Source organism: Trinickia sp. Z7, assembly GCF_056498045.1.
This window is the reverse complement of the sequence record NZ_JAUEQW010000014.1, coordinates 23,815-35,942: the sequence shown is the minus strand read 5'-3', so window position 1 is coordinate 35,942 and position 12,128 is coordinate 23,815. Positions and strand designations below refer to the sequence as shown.

Genomic DNA, 12,128 nt, shown 5'->3' with positions numbered 1-12,128 from the left:
CTTGGCGGGAGGGGCCGTCATGTCTGAGCGACTCATTCCCGTCGTCGACCGCGTCGAGTGGTTCGAGGGCATGCTGCTGGCGCCGCAGCACTTCCAACTGCTCGGCGCGCGTGTCGACTCGCTCGTCGCTTGGCAGAGCTTGGCGGCGGCCCCGTTCAGTTGGGGCGTGCGGCGCCTCGTGTTCGACGAGGGGTTGCTCGCGGCCGGCGTCGTGCGCGTGCTTGCGCTCGAGGCCATCATGCCGGATGGCACGGCGGTGTCGTACTCGGCCGAAGTCGCTCAGCACGGCCGGCTCGAGCTGTCGCTCGCCCCGTTCGCGGAGCGGCTCGCCACGGCTGCGCTCGAGATCTATCTCACGCTGCCCGTCGCTTCGTCGGCGCGCGCAGAGTCCGACATGCGCCGGTTCCGCTCGGTGGCGGGAGAACCGGTGGAAGACGACACCTCGGGCGCGCCGCCGGCCGACATTCCCCGCCTCGTGCCGAACCTCGCGCTCGAAGTGGGCGAAGTGCCCTCCGGGCGCTTCGTGTCGCTGTGCCTGGGTGCCGTCTACAAGGACAATGAAGTCGTCAAGCTCGGAGAGCGTCAACCTCCGCTGCTGGAAGTGGCGCGCGACAATCCGCTGTGGAAGGCGGTCGCGGGGCTGCTCGGCCAAGTGCGCGGCAAGGCGGCGTTCGTCGCACGCCAGACGGCCATCCCCTCGTCGAAGGCGGACGATCGCCTGACCCAGCTCGAGCTGAAGGACCGCCTGCGCAGCCTGCTTTCGGCGCTGCCGCTGGCCGAGGCCGTGTTGCGCACGCCGCATCTGCATCCGCTTGCGCTCTATCATGCCCTGGCTGCGCTGCATGGCTCGCTTTCGATGCTCGCACCCGGTGGCCTGCCGCCCGTTCCGCCGGACTACGATCATGCCGATCCGCTCGCCGTTTTCACGCCGCTGCTCGGCTCGTTGCGCGAAGCGATCGCCGAAGTCAGCGAAGGGTACCGCGAGCGCAAGTTCCGCTACGGCAACGAGATGTTCGAGATCGCCTTGCAAGCGCAGTGGGTGCAAGGGCGGCTGATCATCGGTTTGCGCGGCCAATCGGATCGAGATCTGCTCGCTTGGATCGATGGCGCAGTGATCGGCTCCGAATCGGTCTACGCGTCGCTGCGCAGCCGGCGCGTGCTCGGCGCGGCGCGCCGCGCGGTGGAATACGCGGAAGAACTCGGCATACGCTCCGGCTCCGGCTACCTGCTGTTCGAGGTGCAAGCCGATCCCGCGCTCGTGCGCGCAGGCGAGGCCCTCGTCATCAGCAATCCGAACGAAGGGGCCAGCGCGCAGCGGCCTCAGGAAATGCTGCTATTCACGAAAGACTGACGGCGTACACCAAGATGGCACGCACCCGTATCGAAACGAAAGAGAACGACCTCGCGATGGATCAGTTTTGCGCGTTCCTCGACGAACTCGTCAAATCGCAACGGCGTTTCTCCGAAGCGGCCGAGACCGATGCCGAGCAAGCCGCGCAAGGCATGTCGCGGCATCTTTTGAACGTGCTCGAGATTCAGACGCTGCAGTCGCGCCGCGACAGCACGCGCTTCGACATCGAGAACGTGGCGGACGCTCGCTACCTCAAAGCCGTCCTCGCCGACGAACTGCTGCTCAACACGCCGTGGGCCGGACGCGAGCGCTGGACCGCGTACTTGCTCGAATCGTCGCTGTTCCGCACCAACATCGCGGGCGATCTCGTCTTCAAGAAGATCGAGGAATTGCTGTCGGACCGCGAGCCGTCGCGCCGCGAAATCGCTCGGCTGTACCTCTTTGCGCTCGCGATGGGCTTTCAGGGGCGTTTTCGCGGCGCGGGCGAGCAGGCCGATGCGCGGCTGCGCAGCTATCGAGAGGAGCTCTACGAATTCATCTATCAGCGCCGTGCCGATTTGGGCGGGCGCGACCGTGTGGTGGCCGAATCCGCGTATGCGAATACGCTTTCCCATATCGCGCCGCGCAAGCTGCCGACCGTCAGCCGCTGGAGCGTCATGACGCTGCTCGCGGTCGTGGCGTTGCTCGCGATCTCGGAGATGCTGTGGCTGTGGCAGTCGTGGCCCGTGCGTCAGGCCCTGCACGGCGATACCGTCGTGGGAGCGAGCTCATGAACGCCTTGCATCGTTCGTTCATTGCGGGGGCGGCGCTATGCTGACGAGCAATCTATTCCTATTGTCGGTCGCCGTGCTGATCGTCGTCGTGCTCGTCGTGCTCGGCGCGGTTTTCTGGATCGCGGCGCATAGTGCACAGAACAAGCCGGCCGCCGATCGCAAGATCGTGCGGTTGCGCACCGATTCGCTGCGCAATGCGTTTCGTCATGCCGTCGAGTTGATCGAAGGCAACATCGCCTCGCGCAGCGAGCGTTACAACGTGCCGTGGGTCATCGTCCTGAACGAGGGCGACGACCCGCGCCCGCTGCCGATCGCGCAGGCGGGCGTCGCGAGCGTCTTGAGTTCGGAGGCGGCAAACCCGGCCGCCATCCAAGGCATCTCGTGGAATTTCTTCGATCGTGGCGTGGTGATCGACATCAAGGCCGCGTACCTCGGCTCGCCCGACGAAAGCAGCGACGAAAAGCCGTGGGACGAATTTCTGAGCCTGTGCCGCAACTACCGGCCGCAGCGGCCGTTCGATTCCGTCGTCGTGACCGTGCCGGCTTCCATGCTGCTCGCCGACCATCCCGACACGCGGCTCGAATTGGAGCGCCACGCAAAGCTCGCGCATCGCCGGCTATGGCTTGCACAGAATCGCTTCGCGATGCGCTTCGCCGTCTACGTCGTCGTGACCGGCTGCGAGAGCCTCGAAGGCTTCGCCGGGTTCGCGCGCGCATTGCCCGAGCCGCTGCGCGCGAGCATGCTGGGCTGGTCTTCGCCGTTCGATCTTTCCACGACCTACCAATCGAGCTGGGTCGATGCCGCGATGGGCAGCATCGAGCGCGCGGTGTCCGACGCAAGTGCCGAGTTGTTCACGCTCGATACGGGCATGCTGGACGTGCAAGGGTGTTTGCTGCTGCCCGCGCGTGTCGATGCGATGCGCGCGCAGTTGCAGCTGTATGTCGATGAACTGATGCGGCCGAGCGCCTACCACGAGCCGTTCTTCTTCCGCGGCATCTACCTGACCGGCGACAGCGGCGAGCTCGCGCAACAGGGCGCAGACCGGCCGCAGGCAGGCGACGCGTCGGCGCCCGATGCGCCCGAGGCCCTCGATCCGTACGACGAGCACCGCGAGCCGCGCTTCGCGGCGGAGGCGGGCGCCGACACCGGCGGGCCGGAGCACGACGGGCACGACCCAAGCCGGGCGTTGAACGACCTCATGCTGCAGCCGGCCTTCTTGCGCGATTTGTTCGAGAAGAAGGTTTTCCTCGAATACGGGTTGACGCGGCCGTCGCGCTCGCAACACCTCACTCGGCCCCTGCTGCATCGCGCGGTGCGGTGGGGGGCGATTGCCATGCTGGGAGGCTGGACGATCGGGCTCACGGGCGCCACGCTCGTGCTGAGCCATCGCAACCCGCGGCTCGTCGCCGCATTGAACGAACTGCACCTCGATTCGCAGGAACGCGACGCCGCCGCGCGCGGCGGCGAGGCTCTGCCGTCGGATTGGTACCGCAAGAAGACGTTGTCGCTGATCGGCATGAACGATCAACACATCGGCACGCTCTGGACCGTGTTCATGCCCGGTTCATGGAGCGCATTCGACGATTTGGACGAACGCGTGCGGGCTCGCTTCGAACACGAGTTCGGCGAGATCGCACTGACGGCGCTCGAACGCGAGATGCTGCTGCGCGTGAGCCGCATGACCGGCGTGACGAGCGATCCGAGCACCGGCCAACTGATCGTCGGCGCCGATTGCGCGGCTCCGGCGCTGAGCAACGATTCCCCCGTGGTGAGTAGCTTGGCGGTCGAAGATTTGCCTGCGATGCAAGCCATGCAGCGCTACGTCGCTACGATCGATCAGCTGGACGCAGCTCTGGCGGCCATGCAGCGGTTGCAGCGACCGTCTTCGGGCAACGAAGAAGCGCTACGGCTCGTGGTGCGCTATGCGTTCGGCGTCGAGCTGCAGGGCAACGTCGCCGGCAGCCTGCGCTACTTCTATCGCGACGCTTCGCGCCGCGGCGGCGCGTATTCGGCGGACGGCACGGGCGGTTTGAATACGCCGGCGATTCGCGAGGCGGTGCGCTGCACGTTCGACAAAGGCGCGCAGCAACTCGATGCGCAGATGTTCACGGCCAACCCGCTACTCACGGCCGAACGCGCGGTGACCGCACAAATCGACGCGTTGTCGGTCGGCAGCATCGGCCTTGGCGATTTTGCGCAGACGGACGGCAGCTATCAGGCGATCGTTTCCGGCATCGATACGCAGCAACGTCTGCTCGCCTCGGGCAAGGCGGGCTGGATGCACCAAGCTCAGTTCAACCCCGGCCCCGTGTGGGAGCGCACGTTCGTGCGCGCCACGCAAAACCGGTTGCTCGGTGCCGACCTCGTCGCGCAAACGCGGGAACGTTCGGCCACGGCCTTTCAGGCGTTTACGAGCGAAATGGCGCAGCGCTTCGGCGGCCCCGATGGCGCCATCGTATGGGTGGACAAGGATGCGCGCTACGCGGTTTCGCCGGCACGGCTCGCATTGCGCGACGGCTTGGCCAAGTTGTTGGCGCAGCCGTTCATGGTGGCGCCGCGCAATCTATCGTTGCCGACGGTGGCCGACGGCTCGATCGTGACGTGGGATCGCACGCGGCTCGATCAAGCGATTGCGCTCGGCGACGAGCGCAAGAAGTATCTGACCGATGGCCTCGCGACCTTGCCCGATGCCGTTCGGCCCGCCGTGCAGCAGGCGCTCGATGCACAGTTTGCGCGCCTCGTTCTCGATCAAGTGGCGTCCGCGGCGTCCGTGGGGCCCACGGACGGCGATCCGAACAGCGCGGCCTTCGAGGCGGCGCGCCCCCGGCTCGTGAAGATCCGCGCCGCGCTTGCGGAAATGGGGGCGAATGCGCAGGCGGCCGATCTGGACACGTTCGTTTCGAGCGACGCCATGCAGCATCTTCGCCTGGTGGACACCATGCTGACGCAATCGGATCTGTACGCGACGCGCCCGGCTTACAGCGGATCCACGACGGTCAAGCCGGTGCTCGCGGCATTCGGCGTCAACGATGCGGCCGCGCTGAACGCGTATCTGCAGCAGCAATCGCTGCGGGCGCTCACGCTGGGCAAAGATGCGAAGACGTATCTGGCGGCGCTCGATGCCGCCGATGCGAACTCGCCGCTCGCACAGCGTTGGCAGGCGATCGTCACCGATCTGGAGCGTTACCAGCTCAAGAACCCGAACAGCAGCTTGCTGATGCTCGAGCAATTCTTGCAGACCGTTGCGGCCGACCCCAACGCGGGCGATTGCGTCGACCGCTTCCCCCCGCGCCCGGCCGGCGTGGGCGGCGATTACTTCACGACGCTGCATATGCGGCTTTACGACGGCCTGCTGACGCGCTGCGGCTCGAGCTATGCGAATACGTTGAGCCGCGAGTGGGATGGTTTCGCGTCGGCGTTCAATCAGAGCGTGGCCTGGCGCCGGCCGTTCAGCAGCCCCGCGCGGTCGGTGAAGCTGAACGACGCGGACGCAATGCCTGCCGATTTCGGCGAACTCGGTGCGGCATTGAAGCGCTACGAACAGGTGGCTTCCTCGTTACGTTCGGCGGGCGGCCCCGGTGCGCGAGCGATTCATGCCGATGCAGTGCGCCGCTTCGTCGAGCAGTTCGATCCTGTCGATGCGTTGCTCGCGCCGCTTTATCCCGCTGCGGACGGCACGATCGCGGGCTACGACGTCAACGTCGACTTCCGCGCCGACCGCACGGCGGAAGTGGCCGGCAATCAATTGATCGATTGGACGATCCGCATGGGGGATCACAGCCTGTCGATGCAGGACGCCCCGCATTCGCTGCACTGGGAATACGGCATGCCGGTCACGCTCGTGCTGCGCTTCGCGAAGAATTCGCCGCTGGTTGCGAAGAACGATCCGGCCCAGCGCAATTTCGCGACCGACGGCCAGACGCTGACATGGCAGTTCACCGATCCATGGGCGTTGCTTTCATTCGTTTCCGCGCAGCGGGTAGCCGATACGACGGTGCGCGCGAGCGCCGGCGCATCGCTGCTGCGATTCGAATTTCCGCTCGAAACGACCAACCCAGCCGATGCGGCGCTCGTATCGAAGTATCCGCGCGGCCGTGTGTTCGTGCGTGTGCGGATGACGCCCGGCGGCAAGAAGATCCCGCTTGCCTGGCCGAGTAGCTTTCCGACTCACGCCCCGACCTGGAGCGCTTCATGAATCCATCCGATCTGATCGAAGCCGAGTTGAGTTTTGCCGTCGATCTGACGCCGCTTCTCAGTCCGTTGCCGGAGGGGGACGGAGTGGGCATTTCGTTGCGATCGGATCCGGTCTGGCAGCGGATTCGGGACGCGCAGCGCGAGGACGATCCGTCGCTGCCGATGGGGGAGTGGGAGCGCCCCCTCGTCAAGGCCGACTGGAATGCGGTGGCATCGCTGTGTGCGGATGCGCTTCGTCTGCGCAGCAAGGACTTCCATTTGGCCGTCTGGTTGTGCGAAGCGTGGACGCGGCTCTACCGCCTCGAGGGCCTCATGGCTGGCATGCAGTTGCTGAACGACTTCGTCGATCGGTTTTGGGAGCATGCGTACCCGCAAATCGACGGCGCAGACACGGACGCGCGCGCGGCGCCGCTTCATTGGATCAGCCGCCAGCTCGAGATCGTGCTGAAACTTCATGTGCCATTGATCTGCCTGCCGGTCGAGCCGGGTTTCGTCAATCTCGACGATTGGCGCCGCGTCGTTGCGGCTTCGATGCAGGAGGAGGACGGGCCGGCCGCGCGCTTGCCGCGAGAGATGCTCGATCGCGAGGCGGGGCAAGGATCGAATCTCGCTTTGCTCCGGCAGCTCGAGCGCACTGCCGGGAACGTGCTTGCGGCTATCGATGCGCTATCGCGCCGGCTCGACCATCACCTGGGTGACGAAGCGCCGAGCTTTACGCGAGTTGCGGCCACGTTGAGCGAACTGCAGCGTGCGGCGCGCGCGCTGCGTAGCAATCACGCTTTGGATGAGTTGCCCGCGGCGGCTGCACGGCCGGAACCCGATGAAGTTGCCGGGGCCGAACCTGACGATACGCAACTGGAGGTTGATATGCAGCCACGAGTGCTACCCCTTACCCGCGAGCATATCGTCGATCGATCGCATGCATACCGGTTGCTCGAAGAAATCGCACGTTATCTTGCCGAGCACGAGCCGCATAGCCCGACGCCGTATTTGTTGGCGCGCGCCGTTAGCTGGGGCCGCATGCCGTTGCCGGATCTGATGCGCGACATCGTTAGTCAAGAAGGCGATCTCGGCCGGTATATGGCGATGCTGGACGTGGAACTCTAAGCGCGGACGCGTGGGACGGGGACAACGATGGCGAAGGTACTGGCGTGGTGCGCACAGACGATGGCATTCGATTTCCACCCGGCCATGCATATGCCGGTGGGACTCGCGGCGATCCACCAGATGCGTGAGCGTGTGACGCGCGTCTACGCGTTCATCGATGGAGGTGGCAGGAAATCGGGCGAACGGACGAACTTGATCTCGTATCCGATTTCGCTACGGCCTCTCGACGCGAGCATGTTTCACTCGCAGGACGATTACGACGAGATGCCGGCTCATACCGAGCGGGGGCACCTCATTGCCGACGTTTACGGGGGCGACGACGACGAGCGCAATCTCGTGCCGATGCCGCGGTTGTTCAACCAGCAAACGTGGAAGATGCAGGTGGAAGCGGCGCTGAGCACACTGGCCGCATCGCGCACCGACGAGTTGCTGGGAATGAAGATCGATTGCCACTACGATGGGCGCGATCCACGGATTCCCTCGCGATATTCCGTGGATTTCTACACGTTCGGCAAGAAGAACGACTTGCGCATGCGCGCCGGTTGGGAAAACGTGCTTTCGAGTGCCAACGCGATCTTCGGCGATATTCCGCGCGGCTACCAAAGCTCGATCGGCTTGCTGTTCAATCCGTTCAACTTCAAGCATATGCGCACGCTCACGCTTACGCCCGCGTTGCCGGGGCCGATCGTGCCGGAGGACGTATCCGTGGTGGGGACGATGAGTCTCGCCACGCTGCGCGAACTCGTGACGGAGTTGCGCGAGCCGTTGCTCAGGGCGCATGCGGTGGTGACGGCTACCGGGTGGCGATTGGAGAACACTCGCGATGCGACCTTCTTCAGTTTCAAGCTTCCGCCGCCGCACCGCCGGCCTTATGCCGCGCTGGACTATATGCTCGAGAGCGACGTTCTGCAGCGCATTCACCCGAAATTGGAGCGGATGACGCTTAGCCAGTGTTTCCGTGCAAACGGGTTCGACGATTGGCAGCGCGAACTGATTTTCGCGGCCAATATGATCTTCCACGGCTACGATGCCTTGCTCGTTTCCGATAATGAAGACGACGAGGTTTATCGTGAAGTCGAGGTGACGATGGATCTGAGTGCGGCTCCTGCCGCGCGCTCGACGATGGGGCGCTACGAGTATGCGGTGCGCGAATGGGCGCAGGCGGTGAATTTGCCGCCGCGCTACAGGGTGCCGCGCGGCGCGTTGTTTCTCGACTCGACCGCCTTTGCGCCGCAGGTGGATCACATCATTGCGAAGGCCGGATCGGGGAATGGGATCGATGCGTTTAGTAATGCGCAGGTGGTGAGTGGGCGGTGGAACCGGGCGAAATCGGATGATGTCATCGAACCGGGGACGGTGGCGCATGTGCGGGAGTGGCGTAGTGCGCGTCTGCGGTTTTGAGGGAGCAGCCAGGCAATGGAGGACGGCAATATGTGCGAATGGCTGCGCGATCGTCCGTAGCCCTTGTCCGGCCGATACCTGGCACGTGACCTGCGGCCGGGAATCTCGCACATACCGAGCTGCATGCGGCGCTACCGGTGGAAGCCCGCTTCAAGGCCGTTCTCGCTTTCGCTGTTCTTCAAATTGTCGACAACCGCCTCGAAGCCATCCGACATTCCTGAAGCCGGCGAGCGCAAGGTTAGACGTGCGCCTCCCGCCTGAGCGATTGCATTCGCGATTGCCAGTCCGAGGCCACTACCTTTAGCTGTTGCCGCACCGCGTTCAAATGGCTCGATCAGGCGGGAAAGTTTGTCTGCGGGCACGATAGGGCTGCGGTTTATGACGCTTAGCCGGCCTTCGTCGGCGAGCACCACATCGATCGCCTCCGTCTTGGCGCCGTGCTTGACCGCGTTCTCGATGAGATTGCGCGCGAGTATGGCGAATGCGTCCGGGTCGATACGCGAGCGCACGGCGTGTTCCGGCAACTTCAGGCGCAGCACGCTCGATCGTTCGGCGCGCCTGATGTCCTCGACGACCATGTGAAGCACCGGCCGCAAGTCCTGCGCCGTATCTGCCAAGACACGCCCGCCCTCTGCCCGGGCTAGCTGCATGAGCTTTTCGCTCAGGCGTGCAAGTGTGTGCAAGGCCGACTCGACGTTCCGCGCGCGCGTCTCGACCGGCGTGCCCTTTGTTTCCGCTATCAAGCGCTGCGTTTGCGCAAGGGCAGCGGCAATGGGCGTGCGAAGCTCGTGAGCGCTATTTGCAGTGAAACTACGCTCGGCCGTCAGCGCTCGGTGCAGCCGCTGCATTAGATCGTTCACCGAATCGGCAATGGGTTCGATTTCGGCAACCATCCCCGTCTTGCGCAGCGGGCTAAGGTCATCGCGCCCTCTAGCGGCTATGCCGTCGCAGAACAGGCGGATCGGGCGCAGTCCTGAACGAACGACGAGCCATGCGCCGATTAGGCCCAGCGGAACGATGAGCAGGAGCGGCTGCACGACGGCAAGGGCTGCGTCGATCCCCGCGCGATGACGCGCCTCCAACGGCTCCGCAATGGTGAGCGACACCGTTCCCTGAAGGACTGTCTCCGTGTAAAGCCGATGCGTACGGGTCGAGGCAAATCCAGCTTTGAGCGCCGGCGGAAAGATGGCGGGGTTCGCGTCGTGCGACTGAAGCAGGGTCTCGCCTGTCTGACCGCGGACGATATACGTCAGGAGTTCCCCGTGCGTTCGCACGCCCGCAATGCGCTCGGCCGCGCTTTGCTGATCACGATCGAGAACATCCATCACTGCGAGCGGGACGATGCGCTGTGCCGTCTCCTGCAGCGCACTGTCCGACATCCGATCGATCTCACTACGCAACACCCGAAATGCAGCTGTTGCCGCGACGAGCGAGAGCACCGCGAGACCCATGGCGAGCATCGCGGCCAGACGTGCTTGAAGGCTGTGCAGCATCACGGCGATGGCCTGAGCTTGTATCCGAGCCCGCGAACCGTCTCGATGAGATCGGCTCCGAGCTTCTTGCGCAAGCGGCTCATATGCACCTCGATGGTGTTGCTGCCGATCTCGTCGTTAAACGAATAAAGGCGCTCCTCGAGCTGTGCCTTGGACAGAATCGCATTAGGACGCTGAACCAACGCCTCGAGCAATGCCCATTCGCTGGCAGTGAGAGAAACGTGGCGCCCCGCTCGGATGATGCTGTGCGCGGCCAAATCGAGCTCGATGTCGCCAAACGTCACCAGCGGATTGGGATTGCCCGCATATCTTCGCGCCACCGCATTCACACGCGCCGACAGCTCCGAAAGATCGAACGGTTTGACGAGGTAATCGTCCGCGCCGGCATTTAGTCCTGCGATCCGGTCCGCGACTTGGTCGAGCGCAGTGAGGACGATGACCGGAACGGACGAGCCGCCCACGCGCAATTCGCGCAGAAAGTCTATCCCTTTGCCGTCCGGCAGCAGCAGGTCCAGCAAGATCAGATCGTAGTTCGCGGCTTCGGCATAGCGCCGGGCGTCGCGCAGGGTCGTCACATGGTCGGTGGAGTGTCCGTCCCGCGTGATTTGCTCGTTGACCGCCTCTCCGAGCAAATTGTCGTCCTCGACAAGCAGCACTCTCATGCTTTCTTCCTGGTGAAGTTAACGCCAAGTCTGCGTTGCCAAGCTTACGCCAGACTGAAGAAAAATCCTCGCGGTCGCAAGGCTGGCTTCAGCTTCCGGCTGCATTGTATCGACTGTCAGATAAACCGGAGATCAGCATGGCGCGCCGCTCATTTCTCAACGGCCTTGCAGTCATATCGCTTTTCGCAGTCTGCGCCGGCGGCGCCGGCGTGGTCCTGGCGGACGATGCCTGCAATGTGCCGCTCTCTGACTGGAAGCCGGTCAAGGACCTCGATGCATTCGCCAAGGCACAGGGCTGGAACGTGACCAGGATCAAGACGGATGATGGTTGCTACGCAGTCCGCGGAACGGATCGTCAGGGACGTCGCTTCAAGGCAAAGGTGAATCCCGCCACACTCGCCATTGTCCGAATGAGAACCGAAGGCGACGATCGAGCCGATGAGGGGCGTGACGAGCGCAAGGGGCATCACGCGGTCGACGCAAGTGCCGGAAAGCCAGCCGTATCTAACAGTGCGCCCGTCGATCCGGCAAGCGCCGCCGCGCCTCCCGGAGGGATTTTCACACCGGGGACAAGGCCGCGAGTTCAGATCCAGTAAGGGCCCGATGCAGTCGCCCAACGATTTTCAGCATTGGAATCAGTATTGTCACTATCGAAAGGTCAGGTCATGAGCACCATGTTCGCACTACCTATTGCAGTTATCGCCGGCGCACTCGCGATTCCGTCGATGGCTTCGGCGCGCCCGGTCACGTTGGAGACTCAACTGAGCAGCTACGGCGGCGACGGCGCGTACGTCGTCATGTATGTCACCGATCGGAGCGGACGCTATCAAGGAACATTGTGGATGGCCGGGGACAAGGCCAAATACTACAGGCACCTTCGAGACTGGTATCGGATGTCGGGTGGGGGAGCCGCCCTCGATGGCGTGACGGGAGCCAGCGTTGGCGCCGGTAAAACGCTGCGCGCAACGCTCGACGTCGCCGACGCGCTCATCGACGCGGGATATGAGATCCACGTCGACACTGCGGTGGAAAAGATGAACGAGAACCCATCCGAGATCGTCATTCCCCTGACGACGTCCGGGGCCGGAAAGCCGGTCAAAGGCCGCGGCTATGTGAAATCGTTCCGTTATACGCTCTGAGAATCGAA

At 64.0% G+C, this 12,128-nt stretch carries 9 protein-coding genes; 7 read left to right on the top strand and 2 right to left on the bottom strand.

All coding sequences use genetic code 11. The features are described from left to right. Window positions 1-19: 19 nt before the first annotated feature. From tssK to QQS38_RS20720, 5 genes are read left to right on the top strand one after another with little or no spacing between them, the layout of a single operon-like run. The gene (gene tssK, locus QQS38_RS20740) at window positions 20-1,351 is read left to right on the top strand and encodes a type VI secretion system baseplate subunit TssK (RefSeq protein WP_479647236.1); all 1,332 of its coding nucleotides are present in this window, start codon (window positions 20-22) and stop codon (window positions 1,349-1,351) included. Between the two features lie 14 nt (window positions 1,352-1,365). Next, window positions 1,366-2,124, top strand: coding sequence for a DotU family type IV/VI secretion system protein (locus QQS38_RS20735; protein WP_479647235.1), 759 nt, complete (start codon window positions 1,366-1,368; stop codon window positions 2,122-2,124). A 37-nt stretch (window positions 2,125-2,161) separates the two neighbouring features. Next, the gene (locus QQS38_RS20730) at window positions 2,162-6,319 is read left to right on the top strand and encodes a type VI secretion system protein (RefSeq protein ID WP_479647234.1); all 4,158 of its coding nucleotides are present in this window, start codon (window positions 2,162-2,164) and stop codon (window positions 6,317-6,319) included. After that, window positions 6,316-7,425, top strand: a complete 1,110-nt coding sequence (gene tssA, locus QQS38_RS20725) for a type VI secretion system protein TssA (protein ID WP_479647233.1) — start codon at window positions 6,316-6,318, stop codon at window positions 7,423-7,425. The genes QQS38_RS20730 and tssA overlap by 4 nt, the downstream gene beginning before the upstream one ends. 27 nt (window positions 7,426-7,452) lie before the next feature. Beyond that, on the top strand, window positions 7,453-8,826 hold the full coding sequence (locus tag QQS38_RS20720) for a DNA/RNA non-specific endonuclease (protein ID WP_479647232.1): 1,374 nt from the start codon (window positions 7,453-7,455) through the stop codon (window positions 8,824-8,826). A 131-nt stretch (window positions 8,827-8,957) separates the two neighbouring features. Here the strand turns inward: QQS38_RS20720 and QQS38_RS20715 are convergent, their stop codons facing one another. After that, a complete protein-coding gene (locus QQS38_RS20715) occupies window positions 8,958-10,319 on the bottom strand; it encodes an ATP-binding protein (protein ID WP_479647231.1) in 1,362 nt (453 codons plus the stop codon). Next, a complete protein-coding gene (locus QQS38_RS20710) occupies window positions 10,319-10,981 on the bottom strand; it encodes a response regulator (RefSeq protein ID WP_479647230.1) in 663 nt (220 codons plus the stop codon). Before QQS38_RS20710 ends, QQS38_RS20715 begins: the two co-directional genes overlap by 1 nt. Before the next feature lie 137 nt (window positions 10,982-11,118). Here QQS38_RS20710 and QQS38_RS20705 point away from each other — a divergent pair, with 137 nt between their 5' ends. Both QQS38_RS20705 and QQS38_RS20700 read left to right on the top strand, forming a co-directional pair. Beyond that, window positions 11,119-11,577: a PepSY domain-containing protein gene (locus QQS38_RS20705; protein WP_479647229.1), complete on the top strand. Its 459-nt coding sequence runs from the start codon at window positions 11,119-11,121 to the stop codon at window positions 11,575-11,577. Window positions 11,578-11,646: 69 nt separating this feature from the next. Beyond that, the gene (locus QQS38_RS20700) at window positions 11,647-12,120 is read left to right on the top strand and encodes a DUF2271 domain-containing protein (RefSeq protein ID WP_479647228.1); all 474 of its coding nucleotides are present in this window, start codon (window positions 11,647-11,649) and stop codon (window positions 12,118-12,120) included. The last annotated feature ends 8 nt before the right edge of the window (window positions 12,121-12,128 follow it).